Origin of the sequence: Algibacter miyuki (assembly GCF_030409805.1) — a bacterium.
In the GTDB taxonomy this organism is placed as follows: domain Bacteria; phylum Bacteroidota; class Bacteroidia; order Flavobacteriales; family Flavobacteriaceae; genus Algibacter; species Algibacter miyuki.
This window is the reverse complement of the sequence record NZ_JAUFQP010000007.1, coordinates 171,647-192,016: the sequence shown is the minus strand read 5'-3', so window position 1 is coordinate 192,016 and position 20,370 is coordinate 171,647. Positions and strand designations below refer to the sequence as shown.

Sequence of the window (20,370 nt, the reverse complement as noted above, 5' to 3'; positions counted from 1 at the left end):
CAATAATGCATATAGATTTATTTATGGGTCTTCTCGATTGTTGTGCAGAAAGTAAAAAATAAGCAAATAATAATACCATTATAGTTAGCCTAAAATAGCATGGAAAGTATTTTTTAACATAAAAATGGTAATAGAATAAATATAACATAGCTATAAAAAAAATAATTAAAAAAAAACACTTTTTTTTGTGTCGTACGTCGTAAAAGCCTGTGTTTCTGCGAATGTGATACTTTTGTGTTAGGTGTTTTTTTTGTGAATTATTGATTTGTAGGTTTATTTGTATGCTATTAGAAAATTGAATTACATTTTTATTTTGATAATTCTATAAACTAAATAGAAATAAATAGATACCCAAAAATCAAACAAATGAAATTAAGATTACTTTTAATTGTATTTATAGGTTTAACCTATAATATGTATGCCCAAGTAGGAGTTGGTACACCACTCCCAAATCAGTCAACTCAATTAGATGTTGTAGCATCAGACCGAGGTATTATGATACCCCGTGTCCAACTTACCGATACTTTAGATCAAACAACTATTGTAAATGGCAATGAAGAAAGTCTTTTAGTCTTCAATTTAACAGACAATAACTTGATAAAACCAGGTTATTATTATTGGTTAGATAACAGCTGGAAAAGAATTATATCTACAGGAGATGATGAAATTAGTTTTCAAGAAACCTTAACTAGCTTAGTTTATAATACTGTAAATAGTACATTGGTTTACACAGATGAAAATAAAGCTGAATCTATTATTGATTTAAAAGCAATTTTCACAGCATTAGAAACGGTTAGTACACTTGTAAATAACAATGATGGTACCTATACATATACTAATGAAGCTGGCGATGCTGTAACTATCGATGTTCCTGCCGATGTTATCAATAATTTCGAGGACATTGTTACAAATACAGAAGTTTTAGAACATTTAGTTACAAACCTAACGAACACCACAGTAGGAGGAAACGTATCTTACGATGGAGATGTTTTTACTTATGTTGATGAAAACAATGTAGTTCAGAACATTTCATTTGAAGAGATTGTTCAAGCTAATGAGACCATTACAAAACTTGTAAATAACAATGATGGTACCTATACATATACTAATGAAGCTGGCGATGCTGTAACTATCGATGTTCCTGCCGATGTTATCAATAATTTCGAGGACATTGTTACAAATACAGAAGTTTTAGAGCATTTAGTTACAAACCTAACGAACACCACAGTAGGAGGAAACGTATCTTACGATGGTGATGTCTTTACTTATGTTGATGAAAACAATGTAGTTCAAAATATATCATTTGAAGAGATTGTTCAAGCTAATGAGACCATTACAAAACTTGTAAATAACAATGATGGTACCTATACATATACTAATGAAGCTGGCGATGCTGTAACTATTGATGTTCCTGCCGATGTTATCAATAATTTCGAGGACATTGTTACAAATACAGAAGTTTTAGAACATTTAGTTACAAACCTAACGAACACCACAGTAGGAGGAAACGTATCTTACGATGGAGATATTTTTACTTATGTTGATGAAAACAATGTAGTTCAAAATATATCATTTGAAGAGATTGTTCAAGCTAATGAGACCATTACAAAACTTGTAAATAACAATGATGGTACCTATACATATACTAATGAAGCTGGCGATGCTGTAACTATCGATGTTCCTGCTGATGTTATCAATAATTTCGAGGACATTGTTACAAATACAGAAGTTTTAGAACATTTAGTTACTAATTTGACTAACACAACAGTTGGTGGTAATGTATCCTATGATGGAGATATTTTTACTTATGTTGATGAAAACAATGTAGTTCAAAATATATCATTTGAAGAGATTGTTCAAACATATGAAACGGTGACTACTCTAGTAGATAATACTGATGGAACATACACTTACACCAGTGAAGACGGCACAGAAACTATCGTTGATGTACCAGGAAGCGTTGTAAATCAATTCGGAAATATCGTAAACGAAGGACCAGTAACTGTTAATGGAGAAACATTCAATACGATTGAGGAATACATCGAAAACATTGTAACATTAAATGAAACGGTTACTGTTTTAAAAGATAACGGTGATGGAACTATTACTTATACTAATGAAAACGGTAATGATGTTACTATAAACATGGCGTCGGGATCTGCCGGACAAGACGGAACTTCAGTAACAGTAACGGATAACGGAGATGGAACATCAACTATTTCAGATGGAACAACTACAGTTATAGTTTCTGATGGTAAAGATGGTGTTGATGGCGTTGACGGAACTTCAGTAACAGTAACCGATAATGGAGATGGAACATCAACTATTTCAGATGGAACAACTACAATTATAGTTTCTGATGGGAAAGATGGAGTTGATGGAACAAACGGAACTGATGGTATTGACGGAGCTTCAGTAACAGTAACAGATAACGGAGATGGTACAGTAACAGTTAGTGATGGAACAACTGATGTTATTATTTCAAAAGGAGCAGACGGAGTAGATGGCGTTGACGGAACTTCAGTAACAGTAACGGATAATGGAGATGGAACATCAACTATTTCAGATGGAACAACTACAATTATAGTTTCTGACGGGAAAGATGGAGTTGATGGAACAAACGGAACTGATGGTATTGACGGAGCTTCAGTAACAGTAACCGATAACGGAGATGGTACAGTAACAGTTAGTGATGGAACAACTGATGTTATTATTTCAAAAGGAGCAGACGGAGCAGATGGCGTTGACGGAACTTCAGTAACAGTAACGGATAATGGAGATGGAACATCAACTATTTCAGATGGAACAACTACAGTTGTAGTTTCTGATGGTAAAGATGGAGTTGATGGAACAAACGGAACTGATGGTATTGACGGAGCTTCAGTAACAGTAACGGATAATGGAGATGGTACAGTAACAGTTAGTGATGGAACAACTGATGTTATTATTTCAAAAGGAGCAGACGGAGCAGATGGCGTTGACGGAACTTCAGTAACAGTAACGGATAATGGAGATGGAACATCAACTATTTCAGATGGAACAACTACAATTATAGTTTCTGATGGTAAAGATGGAGTTGATGGAACAAACGGAACTGATGGTATTGACGGAGCTTCAGTAACAGTAACGGATAATGGAGATGGTACAGTAACAGTTAGTGATGGAACAACTGATGTTATTATTTCAAAAGGAGCAGACGGAGCAGATGGCGTTGACGGGACTTCAGTAACGGTAACCGATAATGGAGATGGAACATCAACTATTTCAGATGGAACAACTACAGTTGTAGTTTCTGATGGTAAAGATGGAGTTGATGGAACAAACGGAACTGATGGTATTGACGGAGCTTCAGTAACAGTAACGGATAATGGAGATGGTACAGTAACAGTTAGTGATGGAACAACTGATGTTATTATTTCAAAAGGAGCAGACGGAGCAGATGGCGTTGACGGGACTTCAGTAACGGTAACCGATAATGGAGATGGAACATCAACTATTTCAGATGGAACAACTACAGTTGTAGTTTCTGATGGTAAAGATGGAGTTGATGGAACAAACGGAACTGATGGTATTGACGGAGCTTCAGTAACAGTAACGGATAATGGAGATGGTACAGTAACAGTTAGTGATGGAACAACTGATGTTATTATTTCAAAAGGAGCAGACGGAGCAGATGGCGTTGACGGAACTTCAGTAACAGTAACGGATAACGGAGATGGAACATCAACTATTTCAGATGGAACAACTACAGTTATAGTTTCTGATGGTAAAGATGGTGTTGATGGCGTTGACGGAACTTCAGTAACAGTAACGGATAATGGAGATGGAACATCAACTATTTCAGATGGAACAACTACAATTATAGTTTCTGACGGGAAAGATGGAGTTGATGGAACAAACGGAACTGATGGTATTGACGGAGCTTCAGTAACAGTAACCGATAACGGAGATGGTACAGTAACAGTTAGTGATGGAACAACTGATGTTATTATTTCAAAAGGAGCAGACGGAGCAGATGGCGTTGACGGAACTTCAGTAACAGTAACGGATAATGGAGATGGAACATCAACTATTTCAGATGGAACAACTACAGTTATAGTTTCTGATGGTAAAGATGGTGTTGACGGAACAAACGGAGTTGACGGAGTTTCAGTAACGGTAACAGATAACGGAGATGGAACATCAACTATTTCAGATGGAACAACTACAATTATAGTTTCTGATGGGAAAGATGGAGTTGATGGAACAAACGGAATTGATGGTGTTAACGGAACTTCAGTAACGGTAACAGATAACGGAGATGGAACATCAACTATTTCAGATGGAACAACTACGATTATAGTTTCTGATGGTAAAGATGGAGTTGATGGAACAAACGGAATTGATGGTGTTAACGGAACTTCGGTAACGGTAACAGATAACGGAGATGGAACATCAACTATTTCAGATGGAACAACTACGATTATAGTTTCTGATGGTAAAGATGGAGTTGATGGAACAAACGGAATTGATGGTGTTAACGGAACTTCAGTAACGGTAACAGATAACGGAGATGGAACATCAACTATTTCAGATGGAACAACTACGATTATAGTTTCTGATGGTAAAGATGGAGTTGATGGAACAAACGGAATTGATGGTGTTAACGGAACTTCGGTAACGGTAACAGATAACGGAGATGGAACATCAACTATTTCAGATGGAACAACTACGATTATAGTTTCTGATGGGAAAGATGGAGTTGATGGAACAAACGGAATTGATGGTATTAACGGAACTTCAGTGACAGTAACCGATAATGGAGATGGAACATCAACTATTACAGATGGAACAACTACAGTTATAGTTTCTGATGGTGCAGAAGGTCCTCAAGGTCCTGCAGGCGTTGTAGATCCTAAAGATTTAACAGCTGATGATACAACAATCGTTGTTACTGGTGGAGCCGGAGCAACATTAATAGATGCAAGTTTAAAAGTAGGAACAGAATCAATTACAACAACGCATATTCAAAATGGTACAATTGCACCAGAAGACATTGCGAATGCGGGTAATGACCAAGTATTAGTAACAAGCAGTACAGGAGTTCCTACATGGGTTGACCAATCTTCTTTAGAGATTGAAGCCGATAATGGTTTGACGAAAACAGATAATAAAATTCAATTGGGAGGTGCTTTAATTAAACCAACAACAATTACAACAGGTGCAAGTAACACTTTAGCAGTTGCTGGTTTAGTAGCGCAAACAGGTGCAGATCTTGATAATGTTGATGGAATTATGACTGTTGAAGCAGATGGTACTGTAAGAAAAGTATATCCAGTGTATAGCGCAACAGCTGCCCAAAACACACTTAAAAAATGGATTGACAATAGTACGGTTTACGAACGTGTTGGTAGTGTTACATTGTCAACAAATACTAACATTGTGAGTTTGTCAGGAGTTGTGCCTTCAGGTGCTAAATTATTAGGTGTAAGATTGATAAACCAAACTACGAATTCAATCAGTACTAATATTATTGAGTACAATTCAAGTACAGGTCAGTTAATCTTAGGTACAGCTGGATCATTAACAACATTACATCCTGCAGGGAGCTATCATGTGATAGTTGAATACGTAGAATAATAATTTATTAAATATAAAAAGCTACTGAAAGTCAGTAGCTTTTTATAACCAAAAAAATTATTTATGAAAAAAAATATTTTTATACTAGGCTTATTCCTTGTTATATTTAAAACTACTGTAATTGCGCAAACAACGGGTATAAATACAAATACTCCAACAGAATCTTTAGATGTAGGTGAAGGGAATGTAAGGGTAAGAGATATTAATACAAATATAGGAATAGGAGGACAAGACAGAATGGTAGTTGCTGATGCAGACGGCGTTTTAAGAACATTAGATCACGGAGCATATACTTTATTCCATGCGAGGTTAGCGGCTAATCAGAGCTTAGTTAAGTCAACGATATCTACTATGATATTTTCTGCGCCTTTAACTACATCTCCAATTTATTCTTATGATACTACAACAGGTGTTTTAACATTTAATCAAGTAGGGAATTATTTAATAACCTTACAAGGGAGTTTTGTTAACGTTACTGATCAAACCCAATTATTATTAGGGATTCGCCCTGTGCCAGATGGACCATATTTAGGAAGAGGTAGCCGATATGCAGCAATTGATACGGGTTCTACTATAGGGGAGTTGCTTAGTTATACTACTATGATTGTGGTACCTAGTGTAGGGTATCAAATTAGATTTATAGCAGCTCCAAATAGAAACGGTGGTTTATTAGCAACAGAGAGTGGTTCTACCGGTTCTGGAAATGTATCTAATGTAACGGTTCAAAAAATATAATAAATATTTAACCGAAACTATTTTAAGAATAAAGGTTTTAGCTTGAATATGAATAAAAAACAAAAAATGAAATTTATACTTTACATAATATTAGTGTGTTCTCCTACATGCTTGTTTTCTCAAGTAGGGATTGGCACTTTAACCCCTGATGATCATGCTGTATTGGAGATAGAATCTACCGATAAAGGGTTGCTTACACCACGTGTGCCAGTTAACGATTTATCCAATAAAGCACCAATTAGTGTAACGCCTAAAGATGGTTTAATAGTATTTAATAACAGTGCAACCATTAGAAAATCATTGGTGTATTGGAATGCTCAAACTAACTCAGGTAATGGTGCTTGGGATAAGCAACTGTTTTTTAAAGAAACGCCCAAAACGGCAGTGATAGGGTTGTCTGGTAATAATATGTCTGTATTAAACAATGCAGATGCTGGAGATGATGAAATTATTGGTTCAGTAAACACTAACTATACTATTCTCAACTCTGGAAATATGGATCAATTATCGGTAAGTTTAGATGAGGCTAACTTGAACGTGATAAATGTAGGTACTGGTATTTACACGTTAGAGGCTTCGCTTTTAATTTCGGCTCCAGCACCAGATTCAGGTAGAGGGGAGTCAATCGGTGGAGGTCTTTATAATATGGGGTATTATATGGATTTTTATGTTCCGTACACTACTGAAGGTGGCACATCAGGATATATATTGAACCGTGTGGAACGTTCGGTGGTATCTCCTTTAAATAATACACATCGGGTAACCTTTATAACAAGTCTAGAAAGAGGAGATGAAATAACTTCTTTTGATATTTATACATATTTAGGAAGAAGGTTGGGTTCTACACATCGCGATCGAGTAACGATTATTTCAGATGGTTCATATTATAAATTAACGAAATTAAAATAATGAAAACTCAAATAAAAATAATGCTAATATTGAGTGTTTCTTTTGTTGTAATGACTGCAAATGCTCAAACGATAACAAACTTTGTTAATGGTCATGCTTCTGCTGTTTTAGATATGTCTAATAATCCTGATGGGAAATTTTTTCTTCCACCAAGAGTTGAGTTGAAGGCACTTGATAATATTACAGACCCTATTCTAAATCCAGCCGAAGGCTTAGTTGTTTATAATAGTGGTAATGCGCAATTGCCTGGTTATTATATTTTTATAGATGGTGTTTGGAGTTTAATCGCAAGTAGAGAAAATTCAGTATCAAATGCGGTCTTTAATAAAACAACGACTTCAACTTTAACTTTGCCAACCGCGCCATCTTTTACTACTATTTCGGGGTTTACTCAATTGTTTAATAATACAGGAGGATTCATTGCAATATCTGGAAATAATATGACCCTGCAAGAAGGACAATATGTTGTAAATGTGGAGTTAAATATTACAACATCAGAAACCAACACAGGTAGCATTGGAAATGTTAACGGAAGAACACACGTTCATTTTTACTCCGCCCAACTATTTAATGGGAGTAGTGCAATAGGTGGTGTTGTTGATAGTAACTCAAGTTCTAATACATCAGGGAGTAAATCTCATATAGTATCCTTTACGTTTGCCTTTACACTGACCTCTCCAGAAACGGTTAGTTTTCAATTAGCGCGTCGCACAGGAGGAACTTATACGGGGGCTATAAGTATTAATGATGCCTTTATTCAAACTGAAAAATCTTTATTAAAATGAGAAGTTTATTAACAATACTATGCGCTTTTTTAGCTTTTAATAGCTATGCACAGGTGGGTATTAATACAAATACACCAGATCCTTCAGCAGAATTAGAGATCTATAGTGATGATAAAGGAATGCTTTTGCCTTCTTATGTTTTAACCGATTTAAATAGTGCCATAACGCCTGTTGCTAATCCGCAGGAAGGTGCTCTTATTTTTAATACAGGTGGTATGTTTATACGTGGTATATACTATTGGGATGGCGCGTCTTGGAACCGGTTTATTGTAAACAATGAAATAGATCAGATTTTAAATTTGCAAATTGCAGGAGTATATACAAGTTCTAATGATGAGTCTAAAAGGTTAATACCATCTGGCACAGCTAATAATTATATTAGTTTCAGTGCAGCCAATGAAACCAAATATATCAATACCATGGGAATAGCAAACCCAACAGGAGAAAATATTTCACTTCCGGCAGGTACGTATAAGGTCGATGTTTCTGTAGATTGTATTTCTCCTACCGCCCCTAATTCTAATTACTTGGTAGGGACTAGTCATCTCTATGTTATGGAAGCTGCAATTGTGAATGCTTCGAATGGGCTGCTAACAGATTTAAAAACGTCAACTATAATTTCAGGTAAAGGGATTTATAGTGTTCAAGGCTATATTTTCTCATTTGTTTTTAAAATTGATACACCCCAAACGGTAAAGCTGTTACTTAAGCATGGGACAGGACGTACAACCAATGTTGAAACAAGAACAAATCAAGCTGGGCTTACGGTTAACTTTTATAAGTTTTTTGAGTAATAGGAAAAAGATAATTTAAAACATAACAATGAAAAAAACATTACTACATATTACTTTACTTCTTTTTACAGTAAGTATGGTATCTCAAACAAGCAACACGGGAGTTTTAACCGTTAGTGAGGGGACTGTATTTTCAACGGTAAAACGTTTTGACAACCAAACAAGCGGTACGTTTTATAACGATGGCGACGCTTATATCTACAGTCATTTTAATAATGAAGGTATTGTAGATTTCTACGGTACCACAGGCTTAACGCGTTTTATAGGCGCTTCCCCCCAAGAGCTTAGCGGCTCACAGGTGAGTTACCTGTACGACGTCTTATTTGATAATAATAGTGTGTCAGCGCCTTTTGAACTTCTAGGAGCTTTAGATATCAGTGGTATCTCAGACTTCTATCAAGGCGTTGTGGACAATGATAATTTTGGAGGAAGTATCAATTTTTCAGCAACCGGAGGACACATCAACACTTCAGATTTGAGCCATGTTGATGGAGGTGTTCATAAAACGGGATTAAATAGTTTCACTTATCCCATCGGAGATGGTGGTTACTACCGTTTAGCAGGAACCTCAAATTCGGAATCAGAAAGTCTTTATAAATCAAAGTTCTTTTACGAAAACTCAAACCCACTTTACCCTCACGATTTACGCGCAGGCGCTTTAGAAGCTATTGATGATCAAGAATATTGGACCATAGAAAAAGAATCGACCAATACGGATGATGTACTGATTACATTATCATGGCGTGATGTAACCACACCCGCAAACTTTATAGCAGCAGCAGCAGAAGAGGCTCTGACGATTGTGCGTTGGGATGAACCAACCAATATGTGGGTGAATGAAGGCGGTGTTATCGATATGGATAACCAAACCGTAACCACCGCTGTAAGTGGTTATGGGGTATTTACCTTTGGAATGATAGAGGTTGGGGAAGTTTTAGCCTGTGGACTTACTATTTATAATGGGGTGACTCCAAATGGTGACGGCGTAAACGATTTCTTTTTTATCGATACAGGAAATTCGGACTGTGCGCGAAATATTCATGTCCAAGTCTTTAACCGTTGGGGTGTTCAGGTTTATCAATCAGATAATTATGGTGTAGATGGCGATGTATTTAATGGCTTTTCCAACGGCCGATTAACCGTAAACGGCTCTAACCAACTTCCCTCAGGAACGTACTATTACATTTTAGAGTTCGAATATGATGGTAGTTCAAAGGTTGAACATTTTAAAAAAGCGGGCTATTTATACCTGAGCGGAAACTAATTTAAAACAAAAACAAAATTCAATGCATAACCATATTTATAAAATAGTTGTTTTTATACTTTTTACAGGGGTATTGGTGGGTTTTGAGCCTTTAGAAGCTCAGCAAGACTCACAATACACGCAGTATATGTATAATACCGTAACAGTAAACCCGGCATACGCAGGAACCCGCGGATCTTTGAGTATGACAGGACTTTACCGAAACCAATGGGTAGGTTTAGAAGGCGCACCAGAAACCCTTAATTTTTCTTTAAACTCGCCTATAGGTATTCAAGGAGTAGGCTTAGGTTTCAGCTTTACGAGCGATAAGTTAGGACCTTCCTCAGAGAGTTTAGTAACGGCGGATTTTTCATATACGATACCAGTTTCCGAGGCTTTAAATCTATCCTTTGGAATCAAAGCAGGACTTTCGATATTTGATTTAGACCCCAATAAACTAACGATATACAATCCAAACGACTATGATTTATCGCGCAAAAACTCATCATCACCAGTAGCAGGCCTTGGTTTATATTTACATAGCGATCGTTGGTATATGGGATTATCAACCCCAAACTTATTAGAAACAGAACACTACGACGAGGTTCAAGTCTCTACAGCTACGGAAAAACTACACGCCTACTTTATCGGTGGTTATGTGTTTGATTTAAACGAAAGTTTAAAATTAAAACCGGCTGTGTTAGTGAAGGCGGTATCAGGCGCTCCATTAGCGGTTGATTTATCTGCAAATGCGCTTATCAATAACGGTTTAATCTTAGGATTAGCCTACCGATTAGATGCCGCCGTAAGTGGTATGGCTGGCTTTCAACTCAGTGATAACTTAATGATAGGTTACGCCTATGATTATGAAACGACAGACTTGTCCCGTTATAACAGCGGTTCACACGAGATATTTTTACGATTTGAATTAGGTACCCGTTTCAGAGGTAAAGTCAACCCACGTTTCTTCTAATTCTAAAACACGACCTTAATGAAAAAAATTACACAATTACAACCATTGGTTCTACTGCTTTTATTGATTTTCTTATCAGGATTCAGTACGTTGTATGGCCAAGAACGTCAATTAGAAAAAGCCTCTAAAGAGTTTGAGGGGTTAGATTATATCAATGCCCAAAAAATCTACTTAAGTGTTGCAGATAAAGGCTTCGAATCCGAAGAACTTTTTACCAAGCTAGCCGAAAGTTATTATTTTAATGCGCAATATGATGAAGCCTCAAAATGGTACGCGCGCTTATTTGATTTGGTACCATCACCAGTGCAAAACGTTTCAAAGTTACGTTACTCTCAAGCGCTTAAAGCGATAGGAAAGAGTCGAAAAGCGAAAGACTATTATGATGCTTATCGAACCAAAGTAGGAGATACTGTTGAGTTACGATCAGCAATAGATTACGCCTCTATTATAGAAGCCAATTCAGGGCGTTATAGCTTAGATACCGTACACGGGCTTTATAATTTAGATAAAATAAGCTTTGGACATACCAAAATAGAAGACCAACTTATTTTTGCATCAACAGCCATTGAGAGCGATAATTTTATCAACCGTAAGAGTGGTTGGGATGGATTAAGTTATTTATCGCTATACGCTGTAGATTTAGATTCTACGAATCAAATCACAGGAAAAGAACGCAAGCTTAAAGGCAAATTAAACAGTACTTATCACGAATCCTCAGCGGTTTATACGAAAGATTTAAATACGATGTATTTTACGCGAAGTAACAATACGAGTAAAAAACGTAAAGACGATAAAAACCTAAAAATTTACAGAACACAAAAAGAAGACGGTAAATGGTCTACACCAGAGGAGTTAGACTTCAATAGTGATCATTATTCCTCAGCACACCCGGCGTTGAGTCCGGATGAAAAAACACTGTATTTTGCTTCAGACCGTCCCGGCGGATATGGAGAATCAGATTTATACCGTGTAAAAATCAATGAAGATTTAACATTAGAAGCCCCTGAGAATTTAGGTTCAAAAATCAATACCCCTGGTAAAGAAACCTTTCCTTTTGTCGATCAGGACAATAGTTTTTACTTTTCATCAGACGGACATTTTGGTTTAGGCGGATTAGATGTCTTTTACATAAAAATAAAAGCCGATGACACCTTTGATAACCTGTTAAATGTAGGAACACCAATTAACAGTTATGCGGATGATTTTGCTTTTGGAATTAACGAAAAATATGGATTTATAAGCTCTAATAGAGCAGAAGTACCTGGCACTTTTGTGTATGATAACATCTACACGTTTATAGAAAACGCACCGATAAAAGATTTGTTTAAAGCCGAGATAGAAGGTGTTGTTACCGATAAACACACGGGTGAGCCTATAGCAGGAGCCCATGTAAAATTAACCAACGAAGCAGGAGAAGTTTATGCAGAATTAGAAACAGACCAAGACGGATATTACCATGTAGAAACAGCACGTTATGATGTGTACACTATTTTGGTATCAAAAACAGGTTATGACTCTGATGATAAACGATCTGAATCCGGTTTGGAGAAACAAAAAATTGACTTCCAATTAGTTCCTAAAATGAGGCTGACTCCAGGAACGGATTTATCAGATGCGCTAAATATACCTATAATTTATTTTGATTTAGACAAGTATAACATCCGTCCAGATGCGGGAGTAGAGCTTCAGAAAGTTGTAGAAGCGATGAAGTTGTATCCACAATTAAAGATCGATATACGTTCTCATACGGATAGTCGTGCTAGTGATCAATATAACATGGTGCTATCTAACAACCGCGCAAAATCGACTATGGATTATATCATAGCTAGTGGAATTGACCGCAACCGATTAAGTTCACGAGGTTATGGCGAAACGCAATTGGTTAATAAATGTTCAAACGGCGTACCATGTACAAAAGCAGAACATCAAGCTAACAGACGTAGTGAATTTATAATCGTGAAATAAATGCGATAAAAAATAAATATTCTGTAAAAAAGAATTAAAGATAGAGGTGATTGGAAATGAATGATTTCAACGTTGTTCATTTTTATGTGTACTAGGCTAGAAAATCTAGTACAGCGTAGCATGGGAGCTCAAACCTTCCTTGTTCGCAAATTTAAAGGAAAAAGCCAGCTTAGAAATAAGTTGGTTTTTTTATTTCTATAATATTAAAAAAAGTCAGTTTTTTTTGGTGTAATGTGTTCATTTCGTTTTATTTAAGTTTATTAGAGCTGATAATTTAACATAATACAGATGTTGCATATTCAATAAATTTTTCTGTGTAAAAAAGTTATAAATATAGTGAAGGTTATAGTTGAGTTATTAAAAAATAACAACTAGGAGTACAGATGTTCCAATATTTTTTATGACATTGTAGCGCCGTTTGTTTTATTCTGAATAAAATGATAAATACAATAACTAAAAAAAAACAGAAAATTAACTAAACCAAACTATATTTATTATGATGGGTATTATCTCTTTTGCAGGGTTTACTTTGCTAGTTGCACTTATTGCATGGTGGTCAACACGAAAAACAGACGAAACATCTTCCGATGGTTACTTTCTTGGAGGGCGTAGCCTTACAGGGCCTGTAATTGCAGGGTCGTTATTATTAACTAATTTATCTACAGAGCAAATTGTAGGAATGAATGGTGTTTCCTTTAGAGACGGTGCTCCTATTATGGCTTATGAGGTGCTTGCCGCCATTGCTATGGTGTTTACCGCATTTGTGTTATTACCAAAATATCTAAAAAGTGGGATTGCAACTATACCTCAGTTTTTAGAAAATCGTTACGGTAAAACAACAAAAACAATTGTTTCACTTTTATTTCTTTTAGGGTATGCTATATCTATGCTGCCTACTGTTTTATACTCGGGAGCGTTGGCGTTAAATACCATGTTCGACATACCTGAAATGATTGGTATGAAGCCTGAAGCTACACTTTGGGTTACTGTAATTTCTATTGGGGTTATTGGTAGTATTTATGCTATTTTTGGAGGCTTAAAAGCTGTTGCAGTATCCGATTCTATTAATGCTGTAGGCTTAATTGTAGGTGGGTCTTTAATTCCAATTTTTGGTTTAATGTATATTGGAGATGGTAATGTGTTCACGGGGCTAGATACCTTAACAACGGCACTTCCTGAGAAATTCGATATTATTGGTGGACCGGATTCCGATGTGCCTTTTTGGACACTTTTCACCGGGATGATTATTGTTAATTTCTATTACTGGGGAACTAACCAAGCTATTATTCAACGTGCCTTAGGTGCAAAGAATTTAAAAGAAGGTCAGAAAGGCCTTTTATTAGCTGCTTTTGTTAAAATATTAGGGCCTATTATTGTGGTTTTACCTGGTATTATTGCTTATTATATTTTTAATGGCGATTTGGCAAATGCCGATGAAGCATACCCAATGTTGGTTAAAAAAGTATTGCCTGTAGCGTATATTGGTTTCTTTGCTGCAGTACTATTTGGAGCTATTTTAAGTTCATTCAATAGTGCTTTAAATAGTTCAGTAACACTATTTGGATTAGATTTTTACAAGGAATATATAAATAAAGAAGCTACTGAATTACAGGTTGTGAAAGCAGGAAAAACATTCGGTATTGTGTTAGCTTTATTCTCTATAGGTATTGCTCCGTTATTATACGGTGTAGAAGGTGGTATTTTTACTTATTTACAGCAGTTAAACGGAACACATAGTGTGCCTATTTTAGCTATTATTATTGTAGGCGTATTTTCTAAACGTGTGTCTGGGAAAGCAGCAAATATTGCTATTCTATTTAGTGTAATCACCTATTTAACTACTTTATACGTTATAAAGCCAGATATTAGTTTCTTACACTTAATGGGGATTTTGTTTGTACTAACCGTAATTATTATGTTTGCTGTAAGTCACTTTATTCCTAGAGAAACTGATTACGAACAAGTGTACACCAAGCAGGTAGATATTACCGAATGGAAGTATATGAAACCAGTTGGTGCTATTGTTGTAGCTATGGTTATTGGTTTATATATTTGGATGTCTTAGACTTTTTTTGAGCACGTAAATCAAGGTTTAACGTGCAATTTATAAATATGAAACGCTTTAGTTTTTTTTGAAATTCGCATGTTAATGTGAAGAGTAATAAGCTAAAGCGTTTTTTATTTGAAGTAGGTTTTACTGAAAAAATAAAAGCAACCAAAGTTTATTGGTGATAAAGCTATTATGAGTATGCCTTGTTAGGATGTGGGATTAATAGCGACGAACCTATTTAATTCGTAACTTTGCACTCGAAACCTTATTGAGATAAAAAGAAAAGGTAAATGGTATTAACGGAATGGATATAAACGATAACATAGAATCTCCTTTAAAAATTAAACTTAGTTTTGATAAGTTATTACAGCAATATGATGTTTTAGCTGATTCTGATAATGATTTTGTTGCCGAAAAAGCCAAGAGAATTTTAGAGGTCGCTAAGCAATACCCAGAGCTACGTGATGGTTTTAGTAAAATAGATCTTGTTAAAGAAAGAGAAGAGGAAATTGCTTTTTTACTTCAAGATACCTTTAGTCCGTTACTAACCCATAACGAGATTAAAACCGCTACAGTGCCGTTCCATGATTTGATTTTTAATGCTTCGGCCCGTTTTAAAAAAATAATTAAAACCGCAGGAGACGATTTTGAGCTTCATATAAAAAATATGCCGGACGATGATGAATATATCGTAGTTTGCGCCATTATTTTAGGGTTTTGTTATGGTTTTAACCTTAATTTTAAACGTCCTTTTTATTACGAAATTCCTGATGAAAACGGAATTATTCGTTATTATAAAATATTATACAATGCCGATTTTTGCGAAATAATTCCGAATGAAAATGCACCTGTAATTACTCAGGATGATTACGATGAATTACTCGATAATTTTGAAAACATAGACCTTTGGAAAGCTAAATTTCCACCAAACTCATATACGTTTAAAGGTTTTGTTATTTCTAATATTTTCGATGTTACAGACGATCAATCTATATCTAATATAAAATCGAGTCTTATTAGTAAAGACAAACGTAAACAAAATAGTTTCGTAGAAGGTTTTCAAGATATTTTTAGTTCCCTTTTCGGAATTAAAGATTTAAAGGTAGGTTTTTCAATTTACAATAGAGAAGATGATGTTTTTGAACGCATATACGGTTCTGGCATGCACAGTTATTTGCTTGGTGAAACCACAACAAAAGAATGTGCAAACGCATTGTGTACTTGGTCTTACGATAAACTATTAAAGGAATTTAAGCATTTTTCAGTATCCGATGTTGATAAAATGTTCGAGTTATCTCAAGGTAAAGCACCACATATTTCAAGCTTACATCAGCAAGGTGTAAAAAGTGCTATTTTCGCGCCTATAGCCAATGATAAAGGGCTTATGGGGATTATCGAAATTGTATCCAATAAAAAGCAAGTTTTAAATAGTGTCAATGCTAATAAATTAGGCGATGTGTTACCATATATCGTATCCGCCGCAGAACGTGCTATTGAAGAAGAAGCGAATTTAATTGAGGCTATTATTCAAAAAGAATGTACCTCAATTCACCCAAGTGTGCATTGGAGATTTGCTAAAGAAGCTAAAAACTTTATAAAAGCAGAATTGATTGGAGAACAAGCCATTTTCAAAAAAATAGCTTTTGAAAATATTTATCCGCTATATGGGCAAATGGATATTAAAGGGTCTTCGGAAGCAAGAAATACCGCAACAAAGCAAGATTTAGCATTACAATTAAGTGCAGCAAAAACCATTTTTGAAATGGCAATGCAAGTTGAGTTTCTACCTATTTACGATCAGTTTGTTTTTCAAATAGATGAGTATCTAAGAGGTTTAAACGAACAATTTCAAGTAGATAGTGAACAACAAATTTCAGACTTTTTTAAGAATGATATTGATGTTGCCTTAAAGCATCTGTATGTTATCGATGGTTTGAAAGCAGAACTAGATATTTATTTTGATACACTCGACGATAAATTAAACATGCTTTATAATAACCGTAAGCAATACGACAATACGGTAGCTATGATTAATAAAAATATGGCGGCTATGTTGGATAAAAAGCAACAGGATGCGCAACGTATGTATCCGCATTATTTCGAGCGCTTTAAAACCGACGGGGTAGAACACAATATGTATATTGGAGAATCGATTACCAAAGCTGATTCTTTCAATCCTATATATCTTTATAATTTACGTTTGTGGCAGTTACAAGTGATGTGCGAAATGGAAAATAGTTTCTATCAAAAGCAACATAAATTCCCGGTGGCTTTAGATGTAGCTTCCATGATTTTAGTGTTTAACCAGCCTTTAACTATAAGTTTTAGAATGGATGAAAAACAGTTTGATGTGGATGGAACTTATAATGCTAGATACGAAATTGTTAAAAAACGCGTAGATAAAGCCTATATAAAAGGGACCACGGAACGCGTGACGCAAAAAGGGAAAATTAGTATTGTATATTCTCAAAAACAAGATGAAATAGAATACTTACGTTATATAAAATTCTTGCAGGCTAAGAACTATTTGGATACCGATGTGGAAATTGTGGAACTTCAAGATTTGCAAGCCGTAACAGGTTTAAAAGCCATTCGAGTGAGTGTGCTTTATCATAAAAGTGAAGAAGATAAATCGTTTTACACTTATGAAGATTTAATGAAAGAAATTAAAGCCTAATTTTTTCTTCTGAAAAGCAGTTACCCAATTTAGTTCGTTTATGATAAGCATTAAAAAAGCAAATTCAGATAATTTGGATTTTCAAACCTTGGTTTCCGAATTGGATTTTGATTTGACGGCATATTATAAAGAAGAAAACGCATTCTACGAAAAACTAAATAATACCGAAAGCATAAAACATGTGGTTGTAGCTTATAATGAAGCAGGACTGCCTGTGGGATGTGGCGGTATTAAGGCATTCTCAAAAAACGAAGTAGAAATTAAACGCATGTATGTCTCTCCTCGCTGTCGCGGAAAAGGAGTGGCTACTGTAATTCTGGAAGCTTTAGAATCTTGGAGTATCGAGTTGGGTTTCTCAACATGTATTTTGGAAACTCTTAAAGCAAAACCCTACGCAATCAGTTTCTATAAAAAGAATAACTACCAAGAAATTCCGAATTTTGGCGATTACAAAATAGCCGATAATAGTATTTGTTTTCAGAAGAAATTATAGTGAAATAAAAAAGAACTGACGGCTTTATTGAAATGTAATGATGATCTCAATCGTTCTTCATTTTAAAACATTATTATCTGTGTCTTTTATCTTTATATAATGGCTACCATACCATAAAAGTACTCTGGTAAGGGATAAGCTTGTGGTTAGTAAAAATATATTTCCCGAAAATGGCAGGGCTTTCTATTTAAGAAAGTAGAAGCGTTTTACTTAAAGCAGAACATGGTAAATTACATAAGTATGCCAACAGAGTAAAAGGAAATAAGAAATGCAATAACACTAACAATAATACCAATCATAAATACAGTGTAGGTAAGGCGTAGTATTTTGTATTTTTTATCTAAAACTAAGCCCAGAAAATAAAGGTCTTTTTTCATGGAAGAGTAGAGGTAGTCTCGATCCTCCATCATTTCTCCCATAGCCCATTCAAAATCTTGAAGGCTCATTTTATGGAAATTTCCGAAGAATAATAAATTTACTTTTTTATTAGCAACATCTTCTTTGGTGAACTTTCCGCTTGTTACATTAGGACGTGTTGCCATAATTGATAAAATAATAGAGGCTACAGTAAAAAGTACAAAAATAATTGTTGGGATAATTAAATATTCATTAGAAGGTTTGTCTAGTTTAGATGCTAAGTTTGAGAGCACTAATGATACAATAATAGCATTTACAGAAAGCAGAATATTTGCTTTAGTATCCGCAATATTACTCAGAGTGATATGGTTTTTTAAAGTCACTCTAAACATGGTTTCTATACCGCGTTCAGGCAATTCTATTTTCTCTTTTTTGAATTTTAATTCAGCCTTTTTTTGACTTAATTTATTGCTGTTTAGGGTGTGTTTTTTTTGAGTACTCAACAAATTAGACAGGTTTTTGCTTTTTCGTTTTTCCCAATGAGATGCGGCTTCATTTGTGTAAAATCGATGTTTTTCGGTTAAAAAACTGATATTTTCATCAAACCATTCTTTTTCTGTATAGGTTTTGTTGTAAGTCAGTTCCCATTCTTTTCGGAGTAACTCTGAAATTTCAATGTAGTTTTTGCTGCCAATATGAGAACAATCGGCATCTTTTATAATTTTTTCTAAATCCGTTACTGGAGTAACGTCCATTTTGGTCGCCAATATTATTTTAGAAATAGTAGCAATATCTGCTTCCGGACATTTTTCATCACTTAAAAAACTTTGAGCAATAGTAACACTAGCAGCTTCGTGATTGTTTTTATCTTCCGTGTAACCTGTGTCATGAAACCATGCTGCAATTAAAAGTAATTCTTGCTGTGCAGCATCAATATTAGCAAGCTCAGCTAGTACTTTTGCGTTTTCAACAACACGTTGTGTGTGTGCAATCGTATGGTATGTAAAGTTGTTTTCTAAATTTTCATTTAAAAGGTTAATAACAAATTTTTCAGCTTTATCGAGGAGCATATATGGCGCGTGTAAAAAGATTATTTAGTAAAAATACGAAACTTTAAGGATATCAAATTAGTATTTAATAAGCATAACGGTTTATTTTGTCGTAAATTTCGTAAATACTTTCAATAATATGGAAGGCTTAAAATAGTAAGGTTTAAGGTGGTATTACGACCAAGCTTTACGTTGAAATATAATTAATTTAAACAAAGAAAGGAATAACAGATGTTAACTTGGAAAGATATTATTAATTTTTCTGTTAAAGGAAATCCAACACCTGACAAGCGTGTGGAGAAAACAGAGGCTGAATGGAAGGATGAATTAACTCCGGAGCAATTCAGAATAACAAGATTGAAAGGTACTGAGCGCCCACATACTGGCGATTTATGCACGGCTTACGAGGCTGGAAAATATAATTGTGTGTGTTGTAATACACCACTTTTCGACTCAACTATTAAATTTAGTTCGGGAACCGGATGGCCGAGTTTTACACAACCTATTGCCGAAAATGCCATTAAATATGAACGTGATACAGCGTTTGGTATGGTGCGCGTAGAGGTGATGTGTAATACTTGCGACGGGCATTTGGGGCACGTATTTCCTGATGGACCAGAACCTAGCGGATTGCGTTATTGTGTGAATTCAGAATCCATGCAACTCGAAAAAGCTTAGCATAAGCATATTAATCTGTTTTGTTTTTGATGGAACAGGTTAC

The 20,370-nt window shown here is 35.2% G+C and carries 13 protein-coding genes; 12 read left to right on the top strand and 1 reads right to left on the bottom strand.

Annotation, left to right across the window (positions count from 1 at the left end):
* The first annotated feature begins 366 nt into the window (after nt 1–366).
* The 11 genes from QWY92_RS03880 to QWY92_RS03830 all read left to right on the top strand — a co-directional run bounded on the left by QWY92_RS03880 (nt 367) and on the right by QWY92_RS03830 (nt 18,243).
* The gene (locus tag QWY92_RS03880) at nt 367–5,619 is read left to right on the top strand and encodes a beta strand repeat-containing protein (protein ID WP_290268603.1); all 5,253 of its coding nucleotides are present in this window, start codon (nt 367–369) and stop codon (nt 5,617–5,619) included.
* Nucleotides 5,620–5,682: 63 nt separating this feature from the next.
* The gene (locus tag QWY92_RS03875; protein ID WP_290268602.1) at nt 5,683–6,354 is read left to right on the top strand and encodes a hypothetical protein; all 672 of its coding nucleotides are present in this window, start codon (nt 5,683–5,685) and stop codon (nt 6,352–6,354) included.
* Between the two features lie 66 nt (nt 6,355–6,420).
* A complete protein-coding gene (locus tag QWY92_RS03870) occupies nt 6,421–7,263 on the top strand; it encodes a phage tail-like protein (protein ID WP_290268601.1) in 843 nt (280 codons plus the stop codon).
* Nucleotides 7,263–8,048 (top strand): phage tail-like protein, encoded by a 786-nt coding sequence (locus QWY92_RS03865; RefSeq protein WP_290268600.1) that lies wholly within the window; start codon nt 7,263–7,265, stop codon nt 8,046–8,048. Before QWY92_RS03870 ends, QWY92_RS03865 begins: the two co-directional genes overlap by 1 nt.
* Nucleotides 8,045–8,842 (top strand): phage tail-like protein, encoded by a 798-nt coding sequence (locus QWY92_RS03860; RefSeq protein WP_290268599.1) that lies wholly within the window; start codon nt 8,045–8,047, stop codon nt 8,840–8,842. Before QWY92_RS03865 ends, QWY92_RS03860 begins: the two co-directional genes overlap by 4 nt.
* 28 nt (nt 8,843–8,870) lie before the next feature.
* Complete coding sequence (locus QWY92_RS03855) at nt 8,871–10,106, top strand: T9SS type B sorting domain-containing protein (protein ID WP_290268598.1); 1,236 nt, start codon at nt 8,871–8,873, stop codon at nt 10,104–10,106.
* A gap of 22 nt (nt 10,107–10,128) precedes the next feature.
* On the top strand, nt 10,129–11,058 hold the full coding sequence (locus QWY92_RS03850; protein WP_290268597.1) for a PorP/SprF family type IX secretion system membrane protein: 930 nt from the start codon (nt 10,129–10,131) through the stop codon (nt 11,056–11,058).
* An 18-nt stretch (nt 11,059–11,076) separates the two neighbouring features.
* Nucleotides 11,077–13,023 carry an OmpA family protein gene (locus QWY92_RS03845; RefSeq protein WP_290268596.1) on the top strand — a complete coding sequence of 649 codons (1,947 nt, stop codon included), beginning with the start codon at nt 11,077–11,079 and terminating at the stop codon, nt 13,021–13,023.
* Between the two features lie 499 nt (nt 13,024–13,522).
* Nucleotides 13,523–15,088, top strand: coding sequence for a solute:sodium symporter family transporter (locus QWY92_RS03840; protein ID WP_290269975.1), 1,566 nt, complete (start codon nt 13,523–13,525; stop codon nt 15,086–15,088).
* Between the two features lie 289 nt (nt 15,089–15,377).
* The gene (locus tag QWY92_RS03835) at nt 15,378–17,750 is read left to right on the top strand and encodes a GAF domain-containing protein (protein WP_290268595.1); all 2,373 of its coding nucleotides are present in this window, start codon (nt 15,378–15,380) and stop codon (nt 17,748–17,750) included.
* A gap of 40 nt (nt 17,751–17,790) precedes the next feature.
* A complete protein-coding gene (locus QWY92_RS03830; RefSeq protein WP_290268594.1) occupies nt 17,791–18,243 on the top strand; it encodes a GNAT family N-acetyltransferase in 453 nt (150 codons plus the stop codon).
* Between the two features lie 230 nt (nt 18,244–18,473).
* On the opposite strand, the gene QWY92_RS03825 is transcribed toward QWY92_RS03830, so the two are convergent.
* Complete coding sequence (locus QWY92_RS03825) at nt 18,474–19,670, bottom strand: Pycsar system effector family protein (RefSeq protein ID WP_290268593.1); 1,197 nt, start codon at nt 19,668–19,670, stop codon at nt 18,474–18,476.
* A gap of 210 nt (nt 19,671–19,880) precedes the next feature.
* On the opposite strand from QWY92_RS03825, the gene msrB reads away from it, so the two are divergent.
* The gene (msrB, locus tag QWY92_RS03820) at nt 19,881–20,327 is read left to right on the top strand and encodes a peptide-methionine (R)-S-oxide reductase MsrB (RefSeq protein ID WP_290268592.1); all 447 of its coding nucleotides are present in this window, start codon (nt 19,881–19,883) and stop codon (nt 20,325–20,327) included.
* The last annotated feature ends 43 nt before the right edge of the window (nt 20,328–20,370 follow it).